Origin of the sequence: Actinoplanes sp. NPDC020271, assembly GCF_044388125.1 — a bacterium.
GTDB lineage: Bacteria > Actinomycetota > Actinomycetes > Mycobacteriales > Micromonosporaceae > Actinoplanes.
Genome location: NZ_JBIRWQ010000002.1, coordinates 691264 through 714466 on the forward strand (window position 1 = coordinate 691264; position 23203 = coordinate 714466).

22 protein-coding genes are annotated in these 23203 nt (G+C 66.1%); 11 read left to right on the top strand and 11 right to left on the bottom strand.

Going from position 1 to position 23203, the window contains the following annotated elements:
• Positions 1–277 precede the first annotated feature (277 nt).
• The 6 genes from ACH442_RS06915 to ACH442_RS06940 all read left to right on the top strand — a co-directional run bounded on the left by ACH442_RS06915 (position 278) and on the right by ACH442_RS06940 (position 7321).
• Positions 278–1924 carry a hypothetical protein gene (locus ACH442_RS06915; RefSeq protein WP_396336988.1) on the top strand — a complete coding sequence of 549 codons (1647 nt, stop codon included), beginning with the start codon at positions 278–280 and terminating at the stop codon, positions 1922–1924.
• Positions 1925–2171: 247 nt separating this feature from the next.
• Complete coding sequence (locus tag ACH442_RS06920; RefSeq protein ID WP_396336989.1) at positions 2172–3083, top strand: hypothetical protein; 912 nt, start codon at positions 2172–2174, stop codon at positions 3081–3083.
• 26 nt (positions 3084–3109) lie between these two features.
• Positions 3110–4378: a hypothetical protein gene (locus ACH442_RS06925; RefSeq protein ID WP_396336990.1), complete on the top strand. Its 1269-nt coding sequence runs from the start codon at positions 3110–3112 to the stop codon at positions 4376–4378.
• On the top strand, positions 4375–4944 hold the full coding sequence (locus tag ACH442_RS06930) for a hypothetical protein (protein WP_396336991.1): 570 nt from the start codon (positions 4375–4377) through the stop codon (positions 4942–4944). Before ACH442_RS06925 ends, ACH442_RS06930 begins: the two co-directional genes overlap by 4 nt.
• Positions 4945–5061: 117 nt before the next feature.
• Positions 5062–5928, top strand: a complete 867-nt coding sequence (locus ACH442_RS06935) for a hypothetical protein (RefSeq protein WP_396336992.1) — start codon at positions 5062–5064, stop codon at positions 5926–5928.
• The gene (locus ACH442_RS06940) at positions 5921–7321 is read left to right on the top strand and encodes a hypothetical protein (RefSeq protein WP_396336993.1); all 1401 of its coding nucleotides are present in this window, start codon (positions 5921–5923) and stop codon (positions 7319–7321) included. The genes ACH442_RS06935 and ACH442_RS06940 overlap by 8 nt, the downstream gene beginning before the upstream one ends.
• Before the next feature lie 106 nt (positions 7322–7427).
• Here the strand turns inward: ACH442_RS06940 and ACH442_RS06945 are convergent, their stop codons facing one another.
• Together ACH442_RS06945 and ACH442_RS06950 are read right to left on the bottom strand one after the other, a co-directional pair.
• A complete protein-coding gene (locus tag ACH442_RS06945) occupies positions 7428–8933 on the bottom strand; it encodes a zinc-ribbon domain-containing protein (protein WP_396336994.1) in 1506 nt (501 codons plus the stop codon).
• A 708-nt stretch (positions 8934–9641) separates the two neighbouring features.
• Complete coding sequence (locus ACH442_RS06950) at positions 9642–10844, bottom strand: hypothetical protein (protein ID WP_396336995.1); 1203 nt, start codon at positions 10842–10844, stop codon at positions 9642–9644.
• Between the two features lie 143 nt (positions 10845–10987).
• Between ACH442_RS06950 and ACH442_RS06955 the strand changes: the two genes are divergently transcribed.
• Complete coding sequence (locus ACH442_RS06955) at positions 10988–11128, top strand: hypothetical protein (protein WP_396336996.1); 141 nt, start codon at positions 10988–10990, stop codon at positions 11126–11128.
• Between the two features lie 708 nt (positions 11129–11836).
• Complete coding sequence (locus ACH442_RS06960) at positions 11837–12529, top strand: hypothetical protein (protein WP_396336997.1); 693 nt, start codon at positions 11837–11839, stop codon at positions 12527–12529.
• Positions 12530–12693: 164 nt separating this feature from the next.
• Here the strand turns inward: ACH442_RS06960 and ACH442_RS06965 are convergent, their stop codons facing one another.
• Both ACH442_RS06965 and ACH442_RS06970 read right to left on the bottom strand, forming a co-directional pair.
• Positions 12694–13179, bottom strand: a complete 486-nt coding sequence (locus ACH442_RS06965; RefSeq protein ID WP_396336998.1) for an HNH endonuclease — start codon at positions 13177–13179, stop codon at positions 12694–12696.
• Between the two features lie 589 nt (positions 13180–13768).
• Positions 13769–13915 (bottom strand): hypothetical protein, encoded by a 147-nt coding sequence (locus tag ACH442_RS06970; RefSeq protein ID WP_396336999.1) that lies wholly within the window; start codon positions 13913–13915, stop codon positions 13769–13771.
• Between the two features lie 875 nt (positions 13916–14790).
• On the opposite strand from ACH442_RS06970, the gene ACH442_RS06975 reads away from it, so the two are divergent.
• Positions 14791–16260 carry an ISL3 family transposase gene (locus ACH442_RS06975; protein WP_396337000.1) on the top strand — a complete coding sequence of 490 codons (1470 nt, stop codon included), beginning with the start codon at positions 14791–14793 and terminating at the stop codon, positions 16258–16260.
• A 20-nt stretch (positions 16261–16280) separates the two neighbouring features.
• On the opposite strand, the gene ACH442_RS06980 is transcribed toward ACH442_RS06975, so the two are convergent.
• From ACH442_RS06980 to ACH442_RS06990, 3 genes are all read right to left on the bottom strand, one after another.
• Positions 16281–16616, bottom strand: a complete 336-nt coding sequence (locus tag ACH442_RS06980; RefSeq protein WP_396337001.1) for a hypothetical protein — start codon at positions 16614–16616, stop codon at positions 16281–16283.
• Positions 16617–16900: 284 nt separating this feature from the next.
• Positions 16901–17680: a DUF6551 family protein gene (locus ACH442_RS06985; RefSeq protein WP_396337002.1), complete on the bottom strand. Its 780-nt coding sequence runs from the start codon at positions 17678–17680 to the stop codon at positions 16901–16903.
• A gap of 104 nt (positions 17681–17784) precedes the next feature.
• On the bottom strand, positions 17785–18405 hold the full coding sequence (locus tag ACH442_RS06990) for a hypothetical protein (protein WP_396337003.1): 621 nt from the start codon (positions 18403–18405) through the stop codon (positions 17785–17787).
• 399 nt (positions 18406–18804) lie between these two features.
• Between ACH442_RS06990 and ACH442_RS06995 the strand changes: the two genes are divergently transcribed.
• Complete coding sequence (locus ACH442_RS06995; RefSeq protein ID WP_396337004.1) at positions 18805–19116, top strand: transposase; 312 nt, start codon at positions 18805–18807, stop codon at positions 19114–19116.
• Entirely contained in the window at positions 19113–20027 is a 915-nt protein-coding gene (locus tag ACH442_RS07000; RefSeq protein WP_396337005.1) for an IS3 family transposase, read from the top strand. The genes ACH442_RS06995 and ACH442_RS07000 overlap by 4 nt, the downstream gene beginning before the upstream one ends.
• Positions 20028–20274: 247 nt before the next feature.
• On the opposite strand, the gene ACH442_RS07005 is transcribed toward ACH442_RS07000, so the two are convergent.
• Genes ACH442_RS07005 through ACH442_RS07020 form a run of 4 tightly spaced genes read right to left on the bottom strand, consistent with a single transcriptional unit; the run spans position 20275 to position 23173 of the window.
• Complete coding sequence (locus tag ACH442_RS07005) at positions 20275–21348, bottom strand: hypothetical protein (protein WP_396337006.1); 1074 nt, start codon at positions 21346–21348, stop codon at positions 20275–20277.
• A gap of 29 nt (positions 21349–21377) precedes the next feature.
• Positions 21378–21782 carry a hypothetical protein gene (locus ACH442_RS07010; protein WP_396337007.1) on the bottom strand — a complete coding sequence of 135 codons (405 nt, stop codon included), beginning with the start codon at positions 21780–21782 and terminating at the stop codon, positions 21378–21380.
• Between the two features lie 18 nt (positions 21783–21800).
• The gene (locus ACH442_RS07015; RefSeq protein ID WP_396337008.1) at positions 21801–22577 is read right to left on the bottom strand and encodes a hypothetical protein; all 777 of its coding nucleotides are present in this window, start codon (positions 22575–22577) and stop codon (positions 21801–21803) included.
• Positions 22578–22624: 47 nt separating this feature from the next.
• Complete coding sequence (locus ACH442_RS07020; protein WP_396337009.1) at positions 22625–23173, bottom strand: hypothetical protein; 549 nt, start codon at positions 23171–23173, stop codon at positions 22625–22627.
• Positions 23174–23203 lie beyond the last annotated feature (30 nt).

Consider the following 23203-nt stretch of genomic DNA (forward strand, 5'->3'; position numbering starts at 1 on the left):
GAGTAACTGGACCTCGTCGAAGATCGCGTCAGGAGCTCTTAGCGCTGCCTCCCGCTGCTTCCGGCTGGGGTGCTTAACCGTACCCAGGAACTTGCCGGAACAGGATCGACTCTATGGGGGTGTTGTTGAGGAGCGTGGCACCAGCTGCAGACAAGAGAGTTTCGGCAGATCAATAGCTTGACCTGATGATGAATGTCGGTGCGCGTGGCGGCTGGCGATCGAGGTTCCGTGGGCGGTGCAATGCAGGTCGCTGTTGACGAGGGTGAGGGCCCAGCTGGTGATCAATGCGAACGCAGAGTTCGACCGTGCACGCATCGAACTGATCTTTCAGGACGAGGGGTTGCCGTCGCTAGTGCGCGGTTGGCATCTGAGTACCCGGGTGCTGCCGCGCATGATGCCGTTCCTGTTGCTAGTTGCTGTTGGATCCTGGTTGCTGGCCTACTTGCTGCTGCACGGCACGTCCGCGGCGTGGTTTCTGGCGGGTGAGCTGACGTACATCAGCGGGACCTTAGCTGTCGCGGTGGTGACCCACCGGTCGGTGCAAGTCGGAATGGTCGTCGGCTGCGTGGTCGCGTTCAGCTGGCCGGCCGCGGTCGCCTTTGTAAAGGTCGCCGCTGACCCGGTCAACGGCGGCTTCGGCCCCAACGCGCAGGCAGCACTTAAGCTGACAGCGTTGCTGGCGGCGGCGCTAGCCGCTGTCTTTGTCGTCGCGTACACAGTCACCGCGCTCGGGGTACTGCGGCTGGTGCATTTGGCGGTCACCGATCTTGCCCAAACCGGTCTAAGTCGGACGGTAATGGCCGCTCCGCTGCTGATCCTATTGACGGTGTTCCTGCTGTTGAACCCGGATGTGTGGCAAGTCGCTCACGGTGTCGGCCTGGGGCGGCTGGCCGGTGCGTTCGCCGTGTTTGCCGCGATCGCGGCCTGGACTGGTGTCGCCCGAACCCGAGAGTTGCTCGACCGGCGCGCTGACGAGACTGGCCGTCCATTAATCCCGTGGCCGCGGTATACCGCCGACGGCGTACCAGTCACCGACGAGCACCGGCGCATTCCGAGGCTGACCGACCAGCAGATCATCAACATCGCCGTGGCCCTGACCGGGCGGCTGCTGGCGCAGGCTGCGTTGATTAGCTTCGTGCTGGCAGTGGTCCTGCTGTTGCTCGGCACTGCGCTCGTCACCCGAACTACAGGTGAGGCGTGGATCGACCAGCCGGGCGGCGATCACTACCTGCACCTGCTTGGCGTTGCGGTGTCGGCGACGCTGCTGAAAGTGACCCTGCTGTTGACCGGTTTCAACGCCCTCTATTTTGTCGTCGTCGCTGCCGTCGACGGGCAGTACCGCAAGGCTGTCTACGACCCATCGACCTACCGTCTGCTGCGGTTATTGCAGCTGCATGCCGCCTACTGCGCGCATGTCGGTCAGCCGGTCAGCCGTGTAGAGCAGGATCTGCTTCCCGCCCTTAAAGAAGTCCTACGCAAAAGCTTCCGCTCGCAAGATCCCCTTAAGGCGCCGCGGGCGTCATTGTGGCCACTCAGCCTAGGGATCGGCGTAATCATCGAGCTTCCAGTCGGCCTGGCCGCGCGCGTTGTGGCTGACCTGATCATCGGCCGACGCCGGCAACAGACTCGCCGCAGCGGCGGGCCGGGGGGCCGAGACTGGTCGACAACGGTGGCGGAGGTCCTCGTCGACCGAATCCGGGTGTTCGTTGATAGCCTCAGGCCGCAGGAGGACAGTCGGCTCCCGCAGCGGTGGGACCCCGACACTGATCCGCTGTTCCAACAGGCGCCAAGCGGCCCTACTTCGATCCCTGAGGCGCAGACTGATCCGAAGCCGGTTAACCGTCGCGAACCTTGTGCGCCCGGTCGCAGCTCTTCATGGGAAGAACCTGATGATCCCGGGAATGGTCAGCGGCAGAGGTCGTGAGCCGCGTCCTCGTGCGTTACCGGTCAGACGGTGCGTGTCTCCGTCTGACCGGATAAGGATTATGCCGACGATCGCAAGCAGCGTGCCTGACCGGCTGACGATGCGCATCGCAACCCCACCGCCACCGTCCCGGACCTGTGGAAGGCCTGCCTTGGGAGAGATCCAAGGAGAACTCAACACTGGCGCACACGGGTGATACCCACACGCGAACCTTGACGTCCCCACATCTTCACCACATGATTACCTCATGCCTTCTATAGCCGGTTCGTCCGCCGCCGAGGAGTACACGGTCCTAGCCCGCGCAGCCCGCGAGCTCCGGCAAGCGCACGACGAGCTGCTGCTCGACCCGGCGGCGGACCCGGCGGCCGTAGACGCCGCGGACCGACAGGCCCTAGCGGCGGAGAACCTGCGCAATATGAAAGCGGCCGAGGTGCGTAAAGCCCGGGAGCGATCGGCGACGGTCGAGCAGGATCCGCCCGGTGCTTCTGCTGCGCCCCCGCCAGCTCCCGTCCGGGCGCCGGCTGTGCGGGGGCTGGCCGGTGGTAGCCAGCGTGACGTGGTCGCAGACGTGCTGATGCTCGTAGGAGCTCCGCTGCGGACCGCGGACCTGAAGACGGCGGTACTACTGCTGGAGCACAAGACGTACACCGCTGCGCAGTTCGGGCAGCTGCGACGCGAGGAGCAGCGGCAGTTCGACCGAGCCTTGCGGAGCCCGTCGTCGGCAAAGAGGACCTGGTACGTGGTGCCGTGCCTTTCCCCGGACACTCTGGCCGCGGTTTCGGGGACGTACGCGCTGTCATCGTGGCCGGTGACCGACCGGCTGGTCACCTCGTACGCGGCGCAGCTGTGGTCTGCGAAAGCGGTGGTGAACCTCGGCCGGGCAAGCCTGGAACGGGCCGGCGCCGGCGGTGACCACGCCGGACTCGACCGCCTGTTGCAGACGGTCGCGCGGGGCGTGTCGTGGACGTCCGGGCCGATCGACGTGGCCCAGGTGATCGCCGACGCGAGCGCGTACATCACGCGGAACCGGGACAAACACTCCCAAGAGGCGGCAGTAGCCACGGAACAGATCGCGGCGCTGGCCGTGCAAGATCCACGGGTCGCGTTCTGGGGCAGCGACATGCCGGCTAACACCGAGGCACTGGAGCGCAGAGCGTGAGCGGCGAATCAGGTGACCGTTACCCTGTGGTCCGGGCTCTTGGCCGCGAGCTGCAACCGTCGGGGCTGGACACGCGGGAGATCGACCGGGCGGCGGGGAACAAGACGTGCCGGATCCTGCCCACAGCCCGGGTCATCGGTGTCTCGATGGATTTCCTCGCGGCCCGGGCCGCTGAGGCGGACCTCGGACCTGTGACCGCGCGGGGGATGAGTCAGAACGCCCGCTTGCAGGGGGAGACGTACGACCGGAACATGCTTACCACTGGCATACCGATCGGTCAGGCCCTGGCCAGCGACGGATGGATCGACGGGCCCGACCTGCAGATCGTTAACATTGCGGATCATTTCACCCGGCCATCGAAGCGCCGGGCGCGTGACGAGGCGGAGGAGGCGCAGCAGCAGGCCCAGTGGCGTGCGTTTCACCGGCGCCGGGCCCGGTACACGACGAAGGAGGCGGCCGAGGCCCTCGCCCGGACCGACACGCCGACGTTGCTGCTGCGCGGGGTGGTTGAGACGACCCCGTTCGCGGGCACACTGCGGCGCTCGCACGGCGAGTTCGACTGCGCGCTCGTCCTGCCACCCGGGCTCGTCACCGCCCGCGCGATCCGGGCAGCCGGACGGGCGATGCCGCACGGGATGATCACGTTCGGAGACGCGAAGTCGTGGCGACGCCGGGGCCGGCTCGACGACGGGGACAAACGCGCGGCAGTCGCATTGCAGGTCGCGTTGTACGGCGAGGCCGCAAAACTCGCGTGGGGTGACCGGCTCGCGGCGGCAGTCGGCCCGGTCGGGCTGGTGGTGAACCCGCCGGCGAGCGGCGGTCTGTCGATCGCGAAGCTGACAGTGCTGGACCTGTCCGAGATGACCGCCGCGCTGCACCAGATCCGGGAACGGGCCGACGCTGCGGTCAGGGCCGTCGACGCGGGACTTGCCCCAGACGTCGCGGCCGGTGCACGGCTGTCCAAGCGGGACCCGGCCGCGAACCGGGCGGCGGTGAAGGCTCTGCTGCGGTTCGGTGACTGGAACGCGTCGTGCCTGCAGGCGTGCCCGATGGCGCAGGCGTGCCGCCGGCATGTGGAGGACACCGGTCAGGTCACGCGTATTGGGCCGGCGGCGGCGCAGGCCGCGCCGGTTACCAGCATCGACCGGCTCGCGCAGCTGAGGGAGGGGGCCGCGCCGACGGTCGCTGAGGACGACGTCGCGGAACAGATCCGGCGCGCGCGGGACTTGCTGGGGCCGCCGGTCGCGCTGCCGTGGCAGCGGCCCGCTGGCGGGCAAGGGCGGGTGGCGGCATGACGGTGGTGATCCCGGCACCGTCCGTGGCGATGCGGATGACTCTGGCCGAGGAGGCCGTGACGACAGGTGTCCCGGTACCACTGCTGCAGTTCCGGCACGTGCCGGTCAACGCGGACGCGGTCGTGTTGTCGGTGGTCGGAATGACCGCGGACAACCTCGTCGCGGGTTTCGCGATCGGCCGGGTCGACGATGATGAGCCGCGCCGGATTGTGGTCGTCGGAGAGCCCCGGGACCCGGCCCTGTCGGTCCGGGCCGGCGCGGCGCTGGCCGACATCCTCGACCCGTTCGTGAGGAGGGCCGCAGCTGGCGGTCCGATGCCGCAGATCCTGGTCGACGGTCCGAACACACTGGACGCGGTGATGGGCTGGGCGTGGCGGCTGCGCCAGCCGTGGCTACCCGGCCCGTACGCCGATGATCCGGAGCTCGTCGCGCTCGCCGATCGGTGCCAGGACGCATATGCACTGCTACGGGCGTTGACCGGCGTGGCGAAAATCCCGGACACCGACGTGATCGTGACCGCTGTCGACGCGTTGACCGGTCATCTGGTATTCCCTCTGGCCGGGTAACAGGAGGAGCAGCAGCTTTCGGTCCTGCTGACGTGTCTCGCCGCAGCCGGTGCTTCGGTCACCGGGATCCCCAGGCCGAGTGGCCGGCTGATCCACGCGATTGAGGCGGCGGAGACGATGAGTTTCTCCGCGGCGACCGACCCGCAGTGGGACAATCGGTCGCTGTTCCCGGCCCTGGCCCGGATGAAACGGCTCCGGCGGGCCGCGGCCGGCCGTGACCAGATTCGGGGTGCGTCACCGAGGGTGGCCGAGCAGGCCGCTGTCGCCTCTGGGGTGTGGGATCTGGTCGCTGGCGCTCTACGGGACCGGCACCAGGCCGTCGCGGACTCGTTCCGGATCTTGCGGGAGATCCCGGAGGTGCCGGGCCTGGAGCAGCGGCGTGCCGCAGTCCGCGCCGACGCGCAGTGGCTGATGGCCCGTGGTGCGGAGCATCTCCGCGGGTGGTCGGATTTCGGGCCGCTGAACCTGGCCGCCGACGAGCTCGAGGTACAGGAACGCGCCGGGACCGCCGCTCGGATCGCAGCGATCACCGCGGACCGGCGGGCGTTCGCGTTCGCTCAGGCACGCAACGAGGCAGTGTTCGCTTGTGCGGTCCGGGTATCCGGCGGCCGGCGGGTGGATCTGGAGTTCGACCGACCGTTCACCGGCCGGACTCTGGCGGACTGGTGGTGGGTCGACGATCCGGGCCGGAATCCGATCATCGGGGACCTCGACGTCGCTGCGGACGGGCTGACCGCGACGTGGATCGTGACCGGTCAGACACGGCGTCTCGGCCCGGAGCCGCAGCTACTGACTGGACCCGACCGAATCCGTATCTCGTGCCTGCCGCGAGTGTTCCAAGGCCGGCCGTGGAAACCCCCGGTCGGTTTCCCGGCACCGCCGCCGTCACCGGCGATGATCGAGACGATCGGACCGGACGGGCAGCTGGTTGTGCGGTGGAGGATCCCGCCTGATCTCGATGGATTGGACTCTGACGATGCCTGACCTGTCCATCGCCGAAACCGCGCAGCGGGTCACCGACACGGCGATCTCGCACCTGGCCCTATTCCGCAGCGTCGTCATCCGGGCGCATGCCGGTGCCGGGAAGACTGGCGGGAGGAGCTCCGGAACCGTCAGGGTCGCGGCCAAGGCGGTCAGCAGCGGCCTGCGGGTTCTGCTGCTCGTCGCGCAGAACGATCAGCTGGCCGAGACGACACTGCGGCTGTGCCGGGACTGGCCGGCGATGACCACGACCCTGATCCCCGCGACCCGATCGTGGCCGCAGGCGATGCCGGGCTGGATCACCGACCCGCGGCAAAGGCCGGCGAACTTGCTCGTCGCGGACCCAGACTCCGGCGACGGCCAGGCCCGGAACAGGTTGCAGGACCAGCCGGGCCTGTTCGTGATGACTCTCGCCAAATCCGGCTACCTGCGCGGGCGATGGTCGGACACTCGCACCGGGGGTTTCATCCCCGTCGATGCATTCGATGTGATCATCGTCGACGAGGCGTGGATGGTCCCCGCGTCCGAGTGGCGGCATCTACAGCACCTGGGCCGCACGTTCCTGCTCATCGGAGACCCGGGGCAGATCATGCCGTGGGCGCCGGAGAGCGAGTACTACCCGGGGATGCAAGGGTCACCAATCGAACCGCTGCCGGAGCTGCTGCTGCGGGAACGACCCGGCACGGTCGAGCTGGAACTACCGGTCACCCGCCGGAACCCGTCCCACACGACTGACATTACCGGGCGGCTACCGGCGTATGCGGGCAGCCCGACCCGGCCGATGTTCACCGCCGCCGAAGTCCCGATCGTGCCTACCGTGGCCAGGATCAGCCGTGAGCCGGCCGACCCGGCGATCGACGCGATGCTCGGCGCCGGGATGAGCCTGTACCGGCTGCCGGGCGGCCTGGCAGGCCAAGACGACCGGCTCACCGCAGCCGGGTGTGCCAGTGCCGCGGCGCGGCTCCTTGGCCTCGGCCCACAGCTCGGGCATCCGTCCGGCACCCGGCCGCTGACCGGCGACGACATCGCGATCATCGTCACCCACCATGACCAGCGCGCCGCAGTCCTGCGGGAACTCGCCGCGGCCGGGCTTGCCGGGCCGGCGCAGCCGCGCGTCGCTACGTTCAACACCATCCAGGGCGCGACCGTCGCCGTCACGATCATGTGGCACCCGCTATCCGGGCGGGAAGACGTGAGCTCGTTCCACGCCGACGCTGGCCGGCTCACCGTCGGCCTGACCCGGCACACCCACGGGTGCCTGCTCGTCAGCCGCGATGGTGTCGGCGACCAGGTCGCCGCAGCGCCGGTCACCGGCGATCTGGAAGGCGACGCCGTCGACCTGCGGTACGCCGGGCTGCGCGCCCATGAACTCGTCTGGTCCCACCTGACCCGGTGACTCGGCCGTACAGCTACAGGAGTCTTGTTCTATGTCGGGGCCGCGGCGATCTTGCACGATCATGGTGTGGACTTCACCGGTACGCCCGCCACCACGGGGCGCGTTGTTAGATCGAACGCGGCTCGGCTGCATCCTGGCTCCCCAGTACGACCTGGGCAGGTGTGCCCGTAGCGTCTGGGACCCAACCGATCAAGGCAAATACGCCCTCAAGGGAGTCGACTGGTAACGCGTTGTAGATCCAAGCCTCGGTGTACCCGTCGAAGCGATCCTCGTCGTTAGTCTCGTGGCGACGCTGGCGGATGCCCGTGCTGCTGAGGACGGCAAGAAACTCACGCTCGACCCGCTGCGCTACGGCACCCGCGAGCGCTGGTGACAGTTCCAGGACTTGCCAGCCGTTTCGGCGATGTTGAGCCAAACGGATTTGAGGCACGTTCGTGATGCCGATTTTGCGCTCTTGCACCAGGAGTCCGCGCTTGAGCAGGTAGACAAACCCAGGTAGTGCGGCGTTATACCCGTACTGTGCGCATGCTGGGCATCCGCTGCGCATGTGGGTGCGGCTGTCGAGGCTGGCTCGCCAGGTGTGCTCGGGGTTGGCTTTACATCGCCACCAGACTTTCTGGATACCGCCGGAGACGATCTGGTCGGCTGTCAACCCACCGTTGAGTGCGGGTTCCAGTTCAGCCGCGAGGTCTTTGAACCGTGCGGCGAGTGAGTTCGTGACCGACAGTTTCTTCCCGGCGCAGCAGGGGCAGCCGTGGTTGTGCCGGGTACGGTTCGACACGATCGCCTGCCACTCGTGGTCAGGCCCCTTATTGCATCGCCACCATACGAGGTCGCTGCTGCCACTAGCGATACGGTCGGGTGTCCGTTTGCCATTGCGTTCGGGATGCCATTCGCTGGCAATCCGTGGGTTGAGTGCGGCAAGCGAGTTGGTGATCGAGGGCTGCTTACCCGCACAGCTCGGGCAACCGGTGCGCGAGCCGCCGGTTCGAGCACTGACCTTGGCCCGCCAGACGTGGTCGGATGCCTTCGGGCATCGCCACCACGCCTTGTCGCTGCTACCGGCGAGCACCTGGTCGGGCGTCAGGCCGCCGTTGAGTTCACGGTCCAGTTGAGCCGCCACTTCCGGGTTGCGGGTCGCGAGCGAGTTGGTGACGGATAGCTGCTTACCGGCGCATGCGGCACACCCGGTACCTCTGGCGGTTCGGTCAACGACTGCCGCCAACCAAAGGTGGTCAGGGCCCTCAGGACACCGCCACCAGAATCTCTTGTTGCTGCCCGCGACGATCTGGTCTGCGGTCTGGTCGTTGCCGTGCGGATCTAACTGAGCGGCGATCTCTGAGTACAGCGCCGCGAGCGAGTTGGTGACCGACGCTTGCAGGCCGGCGCAGCTAGGACAGCCTCGGCCGCCTTTGCTGGTCCGATTGTTCGGGCTGGCGTTCCAGTGGTGGTCCGGTCCCTGGCTGCAGGTCCACCAAACCCGGACCGCGCTGCCGTAGCTGAGGGCCCCAACACTGAGATTGCCGTTGCGGGTGGGATGCACTTCGGCCAGCAGGTGCGGGTGGGTTTCCCTCAGCGGGGCACCACGACGGGGACGTGGAGGAGTCGTCATTTGATCATGATCGCCCTTGGGTATGACGCTTTCGCGAGCCGGCCCCTGCGACCATGGCGACGGTCTCCAGATCGAGACCCGATGTCGCCAATCTCTGGAATACCCCAGAATATGACGTTCGGATGTCTACGGCGCGAATCTTTGCCGAACTGGACCAGCTCTGCAGGTTTGGTCGACCATTGACGACGCCCGGACGCGGGTAGAGGTCGACGGTAAGCGCAAGTCTCACGACCCGGATACCGCGCCGCATTGCCAGCCGCCCCGATACCTTCCCGAAGCGATTAGCTGTGCTGGCCCGCCTCAAAGTCACCAGACAACGCTTCCGCATCTCTCGACTCACTGCTGAACTCGTCACCTGACTTCCTAAGAACTTTGTCCTTTATGCTTTCCAAACCGGGCACAACCTTCTCATCCAGCAGCATCTTGGCGCAGGGAGCCGCCTTGTAGGCGCCGTAAGCCGACCCGCCAGAGCAGCAACGACAGCAACCTTTTCCAGTCGACTGCCCCATTTGTGGCGCTATCGGCGACGGCGCCCGCCCCGGCGCCGACTTCATCGACGATCTCGGTCGCTCGCTTCGCCGCCCTCGCCACAGAGACCTTTTCCTGAGCCTTGAGCTCCAGATTGTCGGTAACTTGGAGGTGGTCGACGATGTCGTCAGACCAGCCGACGCACCTGCACCGTTTCGGCGCCGCTCGGATAGAGCCACGTCACGGTAGCCCGAAGGCATGGATGGAGCCGACTTCGACGATCACCCTGTCGAAGGGATAGTTGGCGAAGGCTTGGGGCAGGACGAAGTGCGTCCAGAGGTGCCGTTGGTCGGCGATGCCAATGAAGTTGAAGTCTCGCGCAAGCTGGCAGGCACGATAAAGCCTCTCCGACGCGGAGGATGCCACAGGCGAGAGCAGCGCACCGATCTCCATCAGCTCAGGAGAGTTCAGCAGGATCTCGCGCGGCACGTAGGCTCGAACTCCGCCTCGACCTCGGCCAGCGTCGAAGCCCAGCTCAATCAAGTCCTTCACGGCGTACCCAAAGGTGAACGCCGCCATCTTGTCGAGGTCGAGCGGATGCGGATAGCCGGGATGATCGGTGCCCGACAGGAGACCGTTGACCTTGAAGGACAGCGCCCGGTTCAGGATCGTGCGGATCTCGGCGTAGCTGTAGCGCGCGGCATGCGCCGCACGAGCAAGCCGGACCAGTTCCGGTCCCAGCCTTTCCGACCAACCCATTGCCATCCGTACCGAACGCAAGATCTGCGTCTTCACGTTGTCATCCGGAATGTCGAAGGCGGAACGTCGGGTGAGTTCGGCGTTGAGCCAGTTGGTCAGCAACGGTACTTCGACGTGTACGGACTCGATGGCACCGGATAGTTCGAACGCGACGTCGTCGCCGAGCATCGGGTCCCAGTCGGCGACGAACAAGTGCCCAGGGACCTCGTCGGTTTCCGGGCGGGCGGAGATGCCCGCTGTGTCGGCGGCTGCCGAAGGTTTTGGGGCGGAGGTGTTATCGCTGGTCTCGTCTCGCGAGGGCCCTGGTGGCTGATCGGACGAGTGAATCAGCTGGGTGACCCGATCTGCGATCTTGTACCTATCCTCGCCACAGGCCAGCGCGAGCACCTGGGCGACCGAGCGGATGTCATCCAGGCCCGCCGGCCCACCTCGGGAGATGATCCGGCGAATCACGTCCTTCTTCGGTGAACCGTCGAGGCGGTCATCGCCAGCGATCCGCTTCTCCAGATCCTCCAGCGCGGGCCTACCCGCTCTTTCGCGCAGGTCGTATAGCAGATCGCGGACATGCCGCTCCGGCCCTGCGTCGAGATCGGGGCGGGCCAGCGCCCGCGGACGACGCACCGGAACGCGCTTGGCAGCCGCCGCAGAAGGGCGGGGCACTCGTCGTGACTTGTCGGCATCCATCGCCGACCGATGATGCCCCACTGCTAGCTGGCCATGGGACTGCGGGCTCCCGTCGGCACTCAGGTCGTCCTCTCCGGGATGGCTCGAAGCTGAGGGTGCAAGCCGGCGCCGGCACTTTCGTCTCTGACACCAGGGAGCATTCGATGACCCGATCCCCGCAGCACCCCGACGGCCCTCAGCCGCGCCGCACCCGGATCATCCTCGCCGCGATCACCGGCATCCTCGGCGGAGCCACCCGAGCACTGACCACCTGGCTCCTCGAACAGCTGACCGCCAACAACTGACTCTGCCCGGGCCGGATCCTGCGCTGTACGGGCGGGATCCAGCGCCCCACTTACCCCTTATGTGCAGACCCCTTATGTGCAGAGGAGCGGGGGAAGACCGTGCAGACGACTTCGGGGATCGACAACACGGTGTTCGAAAATATCCAGCCCGGCGACGCGCTCACCGTCGTCTCCTTCGACCGGCTCGGCGCTCCTTGAAAGATTTGGTCACCATTGTCGGCCGACTCAAGCGCCTCGACGTCGGCTTCTAGTCGCTGAGCACTCAGGGCCGAGCCGGCGGACGCAGGCCACGCTCCGCAGGCCCGGCCGGCAAAGGCCGACAACGGCAAGGAGACCTTGAGATACAGACGATCATGAGGTCCCAGTGGTTCAACGCCTCTACGAGGACGGCATGCTGAGGACCGACGGGAAACTCGACCACGCTGATGGGGAACGTTCGCCCTCAGGTTCCCTGACGCGGCCCTGCTGCAGGTGCCCGACGACGTGTATGACGAGGTCCCCGCCGGTGAGCGCTACTCGGCACGCTCCGACGACTTCCCGGTGCACCGGTGCACATGCCTGCGCTGACCCGCTCCACGAGACCTACCTCATCCGCTGCCGGCGGAAGATACCCCTATCGCAAACACGCCTACCAGCGCAAACCCGCGCCCGCAGGTCCTAACCGGACAGCCGTCATGGGGTCGCCCGATAGCGGTGTTCAATGGCGGGATGCCGAACACAAAGATCACCAAGACGGCACTGGATGAACTGCTCACCGCGGCGCAGGCCGCCGGCGTCGACCCGAAAACCTGGCTCGCGACCGCGGTGCACACTCAGGCGGTCGCCGACGAAATCAAACGGTCGAACAACGCCGATCGCGTGCTGCTGGTCCCGGTCAGCCGCGCCGACAGCACCGTCCTGGACCGCGAGACCGACCGGACTATGTTCCGTGACTGGTCTCTGGCAGCCAGGTACGTGCACCAGGTTGCGGCGGAGATCGCCGACGACCCTGACGGGGTTCGCCGTGCCTGGGAGGCGACCTTGGCCGACCTCGACGAAATGACCGCCTCCAAGCAGCAGCGTCATTACCTTCGGCAGGCCCAGGCCACCGACATCGTCGGTAGCACGGTCCTGATCGACGTACCGGACGCGTACACCCGCGACGTCATCGAGCTGCGCCTGCGCCCGGCACTGGCTGCTGCGATGAGCCGGCACCTTCGCCGTCCGGTCCAGGTCGCCGTCACCCTGCGCCCGGAACCCGATCCCGACATCGTCGGGACCGTCACCGACCCGAGCCACACCGGTATCACCGAGTCGGCAGGCACACCGAGCAGCATCGGGCAGGAGCAGCTGGTGCAGCTGCTCACCCGCCCGGACGTCGCTTCGAGAGTCGCGGCTGTCATCGCCGCAGCCAACGGCTGACCGCCAGCATCACGCGGGCTAGCACCTTCCGGTTGCCGCGCAGCAGAAGCTGTGCGGCAACCGCACCCCGCGCCGTGGCGGCTGACCGACTACTGGCCTCGCCGGCACTTAGTGACATCAAGATCAAGCAAGTCACGCCGGCTTCGGATCTCAGTCATTCCGGTTCAGCTAACAAACCTCACGATTGTTCGCGACCGTCGTCGTGGTCGGTTCAGCTCCTCTTCCAGGCGGTTGGTCTTCCATGAGTTGCAGAACCAGTGCGCGCACTGCGTGTTATCACGACGGTGCTTGCCTCCACGTGACAGCGGGACCACATGGTCGAGGCTAACTGACATCGGGTGAGGGAAGATTAGCGTCCGGTCGACGGGGCGTTTGCAGATGCCGCAGTTCCATCCGTCGCGTTCGTAAATCTCGATGTCTTTGAACTTCTCGGACTCGGGGTCGCGCCGCGCCAGGCGACGGTTGCGCTTGTTGTTGCGGTTTTTAATCCGGCGAAGCTCCGGACGGTCTTTAAGCCATTGGTGGGACTGCTGTTTCTGAGCCTGCTCGGCGCATGCTGGGCAGCGCTTCCGAAAGTTGCCGTTCCGGCCTGTCTGCTCAATGGTCTTGCCGCAGCCCTGGCACGTCGTGCGCCACACCGTCTGCGGCATCGCGTTCGCATCTCGGCGAGCCTGTTCGGCCCGGCGCGCATACTCCGGCCGACAACCCGGGCAGCAAATCGGGATCTGGCCGTGCCGGGCGACTGGCTTCAGCTCGGAGCAAATGACACAAGTGAAGACGTTCGGCCGTCGCGCGCTCGTCGCTGCCCGTCTTCTGATGCCTTCACGCTCTCGGAGCCGCAGCGTCGTGCATGCGACGCAGCGGCTGGGAGGGTTGCCCCCGCGAGCCGACCAAAGGAACTCAGTTTGGCAGGCACTACAGCGGTGGACCGTCGAGCGCTTCGGGTAGTTGTCGGCGTAGTACTGCCGCGCATACTTGATACGCCGCTGACGATTATGGATTTCAGCGCATAACGAACAGCGGGCGGGGCGCTTTCCAGGGCCGTCGATCTGAGGTAAGGCGCCGTCGCAGTCGATGCACCGACGTTCGAGCTCTGCCTGCATGCGGGCCGTTCGCTCTGGCTCCCGTACGCGACGCTGGGCATCACGAGTCTGTTGGCGTTTGCGCGTCAGCTTGCAGTTGTCGCACCGCGGGGAGTGGCGGCCGGGCCCGGACACCGGTGGGAGTTCATCCCCGCAGTCAGCGCAGGAGCGGACCTTCGTATCCACTGGCATGTGGTCCCTTCGTGATCCCGGTTTGATAGCTGAGGTTGAAGCGTGTGTAGCGCCGGGTGGCCAGCACGCCGTCACGGTCCGCCCGGCCGCCCCGGTACCACTCGTCTGTCATCGATGCTCCTCGTAGGCGGGTTTATGACGAGAGGATAGGCGGAGGGTACGACAGTTTCAGACTGGTGAGTCCGAGGCAGCGCTAGACCGGGGTCCGCGGCCTTGTTGCTCTGGCAGCTGGGGAAACTGTCACCGCGATGGTCACCATGCTCGGTCGTCTCCGATTACTACAGCAACACCGATGAGCCATCGGTCGTGGGTCGGCTGGCAGCAACGTCTTGGCTGAAGCGGTCGTACCGGGTAGTTCGTCGGCGAGTGAGCCGTAGCGGATGACTGCAGAACTGGCCCCGCGTTGAACGTCACTCCGGCGTGAGTGCCAATGTTCGTGCCTTCTGATGACATCTCTCGGATGCCGTTTCTCGCCCCTTGGCCAATACCATCTGGCTCAATCGGTCGGTTGTCGTTGAAGGCTATACAGGCCGAACATCCTGAAGCGGAGAAAGTGGGATTCGAACCCACGAGCCCCTCCGGAGTCGCGCCGATTCCAGCGGGGCTTCCGAAACCAGGCCGACTCTTCCAAAGTAAACGAACGCCGTGCCCCAGCGTCGGATTTCACCTGGTCACGCCACGCTGTCCACGCGAACGACTGGGATCGGCCGAACACATGCGTTCGGCCGGCGCTCACGTCGGCATGTCGGTGCGCCGCTTCGCGCTCGTCGACAGCTGCCTGTAGCCGCTGCCACCCAACCTTGCGGTTCACGTGCTGGCTGCTGGTTTTGTTCGCGAGTTCGGGGTTCTGGCGCAAACTGTGTGATTGATCTTGAGCGATGAGTCGTTGTTCGGTTGTGCGATGCCGTCGAGAAGCTTCTCCCTCATCTGGCCGGCATCGAGATCGAAGAGGTGCACGCTGGCGCTGAACTGGTCCTCGTAGCATCCGTGCGTCAGGACGAAGGAATGTGTCCTGCCTGCTCGGCGTCATCGCCACGAGTCCATTCGCGGTATCAGCGGACCTTGGCCGATGCACCGGTGGCGGGGCGGCTGGTACGGATCTTGCTTAGGGTTCGGCGGTTCTTCTGCGAGAACCCGGAGTGCCGGAGTAAGACCTTCGTCGAACAGGTCGACGGGCTGACTCGCCGCTGGTCACGCATGAGTGAAGGGCTCCGGCGGATGCTCGCGGCGATCAGACTCGCGTTGGCGGGGCGGGCGGGTGCCCGGCTGGCCTCAACGCTGGGCATGCCGTCCGGCCGTGATCGACTGCTTCGACTGGTCCGCGCGATGCCCGATCCACCCGTCGGTGACATCACGGTGCTCGGCGTAGATGACTTCGCGATCAAACGTGGTCACCACTACGGCACCGTGCTGATCGACTGCGAGACCCGTAAGGTCGTGGACGTGCTGGTCGGCCGGGATGCCGAACCGGTGACGGCCTGGCTGCGGGAGCACGCCAAGCCGGCGGTGATCTGCCGGGACCGGGCCACCGCATACGCCGAAGCGGCCCGGACTTCGGCGCCGGAAGCGGTGCAGGTCGCGGATCGATTTCACCTCTGGCAGAACCTGGCCACGGCCGTGGAGAAATGCGTCGCCCGCCACAAGAACTGCCTGGCCGAGCCCGTCGGCACAGTACTCGGTGAACCTGGCGACGTGGAGGCTGTAGAGCCGACCGGGGCGATGGCCGACCGTCGCCGCGCCCATCACGCCCTGATCCACGAACTACTGGAGCAGGGCGCCGGCTTCCGGCAGATCGCCAGGCATCTCGGCTGGTCGCATCGGACGGTATCGAAGTATGCCCACGCCGCCACTTGGCAGGAACTGGCGGTCGGGCAGAAGCCGCGGCCGAGCCTGGTAGACCCGTTCAAGCCCTACCTGGCCCGGCGCATCGGCGATGGATGCCTCAAGGCCAGCACCCTCTACCGGGAGATCACCGCAAAGGGATTCACCGGCAGTTACGCGCTTGTGCGCAAGTTCGTCGAGCAGTACCGCAGCAGACCCGATCTGACCCGAGCGCCCCGGCCGCCGTCGGTCCGGCAGGTGACCGGATGGATCTGCCGGCACCCGGACAACCTCGTCAGCCGCGACGCCGCGCGGTTCCAGAAGATCCTCGACCGCTGCCCGGAGCTGCGATCCGCTGTCGATCTGGTTCGCTCGTTCGCCGACATGATGACGCATCTGCACGGCGAACGTCTCACCGCGTGGATCACCGCGGCCGAACGAGCCGGCCTGCCCGGTATCAGCCGGTTCGCCGTCGGGCTGAACGCCGATCTCGCCGCGGTCACCGCTGGGCTGAGCCTGCCGTTCAGTTCCGGGCCGGTCGAAGGCAACGTCAACCGCATCAAGATGATCAAACATCAGATGTACGGCCGTGCCGGCTTCGAACTGCTCCGCAAACGGGTGCTGCTCTGCGGCTGACAGTGCCGGAAGGAGAGCGATCAGAAGATCTCCAGCTGGCCCGGATATGGAGCCAGAGGATCAGGTTCCGGCTCCCTTGGCTCGGGCAGATGGTTCACAGCCATCGCTGCAAGACGGTTGACCGCTTCCACCGGCATGGTCATGGCAATCTGCCATGTCTCGTCGTCATGACCGATCAGCGTGGTGACGGTGCCGTCATTGAAGGCCCAGAAAACTGAGACGCCGAATACTGTGCCCACCCGCAGGGCGCGTCGGGCCGCCCAGTCCGCCTCGCGGATCGAACGCAGCATGACCAACTCTTCGGGTGACGCCAAGATCTGGAGGGTCCACGTTCCCTGCTCCAAGATCACCTGCATGACCCCGGGGTCGTCACCGTCTGGCGACATCGATACCTGAACCACTAAGACATGATCACACGCGAGCGACGCGGAACCGAGTAGACGTCGCGAAGACAAGATCAATCACGGAGTTCGTGCCAGAGCCCCAAACTCGCGAACGAAGCCAAGCTGCCTCAGTCCACGGCGTCACGACAATCCCGGAAGGAAGATGGGTCGACCGGATGACGGTTACAGGCGAAGCGCATGTGCGAGGGTCCCGCACCGACGAAGCCTCCGCCGCACTCGACCCGCCATCGTCCGGGTTAAGGCTTGGTGAGCATGCGTGCGGGGCTCAGGCGCCGGCTGTACGCGTCGAGGATGTCGCGGGCCAGCGGTGTCGACCGGGACGTCGATCCTCCACCGCCGACGCTCACCCCGATCGCGCCTGCTTTCCACGAGCTGACCGTCCGGGCCTCGAGGGTTCGGATCAGTCGCGTCTCGTCGACAGCGTTCCAGTTCAGGTCGAGGACGACGGCGAGGGCTTGCAGCATCATGTTGTCCCAGGTCAGCGAGGTGCGCCCCCACGCCCGCTCAGCGACCTGCAGGGTCAGGGTGACCAGCCCCCGCCGCTTGTCGGCGATCGTCTTGAGTTTCTGGACCGCAGCGACCCTGTTCGTTGACGGGCTGCCAGCGATCTCCAGCCCGCACGCGGTGACTTCCTCGGCCACCTGGACCGCGGTCGGATCTCCGGCGGTCAACTCGACCCGGTACGTGTCGTACGGCCGGACGGATTTCCGGTCACGGTTCGCTGCCAGGAACAGCTGCGCTTCCTGCTGCAGTGTCAGACCTTCGTAGACGACACAGTCGCGCAGGAAACTGTCGCCGTGTCTGAGGCGTGCCACGTGACAGCTGTGCTGGCCGTCGATCAGGTAGTAGCAGCCGTCCGCGCGTAGCGACACGATCGCGGGCAGCAGTAGGTCCGGGTTCCAGATCCGGGCCAGTTTCCGGGCCCAGCCTTGCTGGAACTGCCGTTGCGAGTCCAGAGCCGGGTCGACCTTCAACAGTCCGACGGGGATCTGCCGGAACGACTTGGTGAATGGCATCGGGTGGGTACTCCTTCTGGGGAGGGGGCTGGGCAGCGTTGATCGCGGCATGCCGCGGGTATCGGCTGCCGTGAACGGGAAACGAGAGCGGTGGGCCTGCGCGGTCAGGCGAGGTTGAGCGTGCGCAGGTAGCCGATGCGGTGATACGCGCCCGGGTCAAGGGTCGCGATCACACACCGATAGGGAAGGGCGAGCAGAGCGGTGTGGGTGACATCGGCCGGTTCCGTGCTGCTGATACCGGCCAGGACGGTGACGTCGTCGAGGTCCAGCGCCGGGATGGTCAGCACCGGCTCGACCGCCGGGTCGGTCTGCAGTGTCACCAGGCGCCGTAGGCGTTCGGCGCCGACGGTGCCCCACGCTCGGGCGGCCGCGTTCAAGTACGACAGCGGCGAGGTGATGATCCGGCAGCTGGGGTCGGTGACAGCGTCGATCAGCGCGGCGCCGACCGTTTCGCTGTCGAGCCGGGCGTACGACAGCAGCACCCCGGCATCCACGACCAGGTACGGCCACGGCACAGGCGAGAACGCGAAAGTGGCTCCGATGATCCGGTGAACGGTCTCGGCGAGCGACCCGATGTCGTCGGGTCGTGGGTCGCTCTCCCGATGCTCGCGCAGGTGGGGGAGCAGGTTCTGGTAGAGACCGTCGAACCAGCTCCCTGCGGAGTGATACTCGCTGATGATGCGGCTGGCCTGATCAGCCCGCCATTGCTGGTGCCGTTCTGTCACGGCCGAGACGATAGGCAGCGTCCGGAGGCGGTGACAACCATGCCGCGTGCGCGTTCGAGCCGCTGTTCACCCGCCCGCCGACCGGATGTCGTCGGCAGTGCTGCCGGAGGCTGCTGGCAACACTGCCAGCAGCCCGAAAAGTCACCGGTGTCATGATTTTCGGCGCTGGCAGGGCTGCCGGTACCCGTACCGGCTCCGGCAGCCCTGCCGACAACCTCCGGCAGCCCTGCCAGCGACCTCAAACCGCCAGAAAATCAACTTCAAATATCCCGGATAGTGAGACAGTGTCGGGCACGAAGGATGCCACCCCGCCAAGAACCCGCCCCGCGCCCAGTGAGTTCCCCCCGGTTCGGCGGAGCTTCTCAAGCATGATCGACTGATCATGGGGAGGAAGTATCCGTGGCCGCACCGAAGAAGTACCCCGACGAGCTCAGAGCACGTGCCGTGCGCTTGTATCGCGAATCGGACCCGAAGCCGACGATCCGGCGGCTGGCGGAGCAGCTGAACGTGCATCACGAGGCGCTCAGGAACTGGATCCGGCAGGCGGAGGCCGATGCGGGCGAGCGTCATGACCGGCCCACCAGCGAGATGGCCGAGGAGAACCGCCGGCTGCGTGAAGAGGTCGCTGAGCTGCGCCGGGTCAACGAGATCCTGCGCGCGGCCAGCAGTTATTTCGCGTCGGAGTTCGGCCCGACCCGGCGACGGTCATGAGGTTCATCGACGAACACCGTGACCGCTTCGCGGTCGCGCTCCTGCTACGGGTCCTGCAGATCGCCGAGTCGTCCTACTACCAGTGGGTGAAACAGGCGGAACAGCCCTGCGACCGGGATCTGGTCGACCTGGGCCTGCTTTCCAACATTTATGAGATCTGGGAGGCTTCCGGCTTCACCTACGGAGCTGACCGGGTGCATCGGCAGCTGCGCCGTGATGGCATCCGGGTCGGCCGCAAGCGGGTCGAGCGGCTGATGGCCGGCCAGGGCTGGCACGGGGCGTTCCTGCGTCGCGGTTGGCGCGGCGGCTCCACGAAGCAGGATCCGAAGGCCACGCCGGCGCCGGATCTGGTCAACCGTGACTTCACCGCGCAGCAGCCGAACCGGCTGTGGGTCGCCGATGCCACCCGCATCCCCTGCGGTGAGGGCGTGTTCTGGCTGGCCGCCGTCCGCGACGTGTTCTCCCGCCGGATCGTCGGCTGGAAAACCTCCGACCGGTGCGACACCGATCTGATCCTCGCCGCCCTCGAGTACGGCATCTGGTCTCGTGATGTCCGCGGCGGCCAACTCATACATCACAGCGACCGCGGGTCGAACTATACGAGCTTCCGCTTCTCACAACGCTTGCAGGACAACGGAATCCGGCCCTCGATGGGCTCGGTCGGCGACTCTTATGACAACGCCCTGATGGAGAACTTCGGGTCGACGCTGAAGATCGAACTGGTCTACCGCAAGTCGTGGCGGACCCGCGATGAGGCCGAGAACGCGATCTTCGAATACATCGACGGCTGGTACAACACCCGCCGCATCCAGAAAGAACTCGGCTACCTCAGCCCCGACGAATACGAAGCGGCCTGGCACGCCCAGACCGAGCCAGATAACCTCACCCCTGCCCCGACCGGAAGCAGGTAACCACCGCTCCGTCGAAACGGGGAGAACTCACAGTGACACCCCGCAACGACCAAGCACCGATAGCAGGCGAACCAGGGCAACGTCAGCATGCCCTCGGCTGCTCGTCGAGCCCCATCCGATCAGGTATCGCCCGGGTACATCTCGTCAAGGTTCCATAAACCTCGCTCGAAACTGAACTCGGACACCCTCCACAGACCATGGAGTTCCGCCCGTTCTGCGGCTTCCACCAGACCGAACAGTTGGACTACTAACCGGGGTAAAAGCCGTAGTTGCTGCCGGGGTCTTGGATGGCGGCCACCGGCAGGCTCGCGGCGGTGGTGAGGTCGTGCGGAGCACGAAGCACAGCGAAGTCCCGGTTCCGTTCCAGGGCTGCGGTCACCTTACTCATTGCCTGGGCCACGACCCGTTCCTGCTCGTCGACGGCGGTGCGGACCCGGTTCAGGGCTGTCGCCATGCCGTCGAGGATTGGGGGGACGGTGGCACCTTCGATGTTCTGTTCGGCCGGCTGGTTGATGGTGGCCATCGAACTCATGATCGTCGCCGCACTCTGCACGGACTCCACGGCGATGGCGGCCACACCGTCGGTGATGACGTAGGCGACGGCGGCGAGCGCACCGACGATGGTCAGCTTCGCGACCTCTTTGGCGGAGTGGCTGCACCAGCCGTCGAGTTGGTCGAGGGCTTTGTAGGTCAGGTTTCCGATCGTCCAAACGTCGGTGATCATTGCTTGGCGGATGTCGGTCATTGCCTCCAGGCCGTTGGCCAGGTTGACCGCGAGCTGTTGCTGGAGCCGGGATGCGGTGTTAAGCCCGCCGAGATAGACCTCGAAGGCATTTGCGGCATGCCCCTCCCACCCTTTCAAGTGGGCGTGCATGGTGTTGACGCTGGTCTCCACTGGTGCGACTGCAGGTCGCCCGCTGACGAGCATCGGTGTGGTGATCTTTGTACCATCGGCCTTGATCTCCAGCGAGGGACTTAAGGTCACGACGGTCTGGTAAAGCGTGTCGATGGTCGACTGCATCGTAGCCGGATCCGGCACGGCGAACTGCGTGAACATCTGCGGGAGCTGGGCGTACATGTCATGGACGTACGCGCTTAGGTTGCCGTGGTCGTCGGCCTCGCCGGTGGCCGGCGGGTGGTAGTTCACCGATCGGGTCGGCTGCCCGGTCTGATAGCGGGATTCGTCGTTGTTGGCTTCCCGTTGTGCCTGCTCGTACGACTGCTGCTGGTCGAGCGTCACCTTGATCGCCTTGTCCCGGATCTTCTCACCGAGCCGCTGCAGATCGTCCAAGCTGCGGTACTGATAGTCCGCCCTGGCCATAGCCGTCTCCCCGTGGTCGCGCCGTCAGGTCAGTGCCGGTACCGCGGCTCCGGGTGCGGGCCCGCAACGATGTACTCACCGTCCAGCAGCGGTGGTGTGGAGTTCGTCCAGGACCGGCTCAGCGCGTCGGCGGCCTCGTCGTCGGTGGCGGCGTAATGGTCGACGATGCGCAGCAGGGCGCCCCCGGCCAGGTCGATGTTCTCCGACATCTTGCCGAGGACCTCCTGGTACGCGCTCCGCAGCTCGTTCCACGGCTCGTAGACCTGGCTCCACCCGCCGGTCGACCAGGAAAACGCGGCGGCGTCGTTGCCCGCGGTGTCGTCGATCATGTTGTTGAGCGCCGCATACGTGTAGGAGATCGCGGGCAGGTCGACCTGGCCGACCATCCGGAGTTCTGACAGTTCGGCGGCGAGCCGCCATCCGGTCTCAGGCATGTTGTCTCCCTCGCATCGTCACTGGCAGGTCAGCTGCTGCGTGTTGACCGTGCCGAGCGGCGGTGTCCCCATCGCGACCGAGATCTCTGCCTTGGCCCAGTCAATCCCGGACGGCAGACGTTCGTCGAAGGACGGCTCGCTCCCGGTCGCCGCCGCCCCGTAGATCAAGGTGCCCGCGCCGTTGCGCAGCAGCAAGTAGTAAGTCGGATCGCACGGCTTCGCCGTGCTCGGGTCGGTGACCACGGTGCCGGTGACTTGGGTGTGGCCGGACGAATCCGGGCCTGAGTGTTTGATGTCGGCGACGTGTACGGTCGGCCAGGACGAGAACGCGTCCGCGGGTACGTTCTGCGTGTTCGAGACGCTGACCCGGATGTTCTTGATCGAGGCGTTGATGTCGACGAGCAGTTTGCCGCCCGCGCCGAGACGCTGACCGGGAAGAACCGCCGAGAGGAAGATGCGGGCCTTCGCCTGGTCGCCCGTCAGCTCCTTGCCGTCGGTGCCGATCGCAACGACATCCAGCTGGCTGGCGACTGCGGCCTGCGGGCAGTCGCTGGTGACGACGATGCCGAAGTTGACTAGCCCCTGCCGGATGCTCTGACCTGTCTCGGCAACCTTCGGTGCACAGACCGGACCTGCCGGTGCGCTCGCTGTCGGAGCTGTGGTGACGCCGTCGGCCTTGTCGTCGGGGTCCCGGTCGCGGCGCGTCACCGTAAAGATGCCGACGACCAGCAACGCAACGATGCCGATAAGCAGCCAGTGCCCTGATCGCAGCCGCTTAGGCTCAGGGTCGGTCACACGCACTCCTTGTCGATCCCGGCTGGTGCCCGGCTCGCGAGTCGTCATCAGCGACCCAGCCGCGCGTCGGTCAGCCACTTCGGCACACCGATGTCGTAGATCTCATTGGTCAGCAGGGCCGTCTGATTCCGCCAGTCGCGGAGAACCTCGGCGACCAAGCTGTTCGCCTCGGCCAGAAACTCCGACTCGGACAGCGAGGACACCGTACCTTCGGTGACGGTCACGTCCCAGCGCAGCAACGCGCGCGTGCTGACTTCCAATCGGCCTCGAGCCGACCGGCCACGCACCACCAGCGCGGCCTGGCGCTCGCGGAAGGTGGCTTCCTGGAGGCTCTCGTATCGAACGTCGCCGGCTTCCGCCGGCAGGTCACGATAGGCGGACAGGATCTCGTCATACTCACGCCGGTAACGGACAAAAAGCACTGCGGCGAGTTGCCCGAGCTGATGCCCGAGGTCGCCGTCGGAATACTGGCGGTAAGCACGGTCGCGGAAGCTGATGTTCGCCTGCGGCGGGCTCTCAACCGAGCCGACAATCTGCCCGTCCGGTGACTCCGCGCGAACTGACAGCACCGACAGTCGGTCAGCGAACTCTCCCATCGGACCTCCCTGTCGCGGTTACAGCAGAGA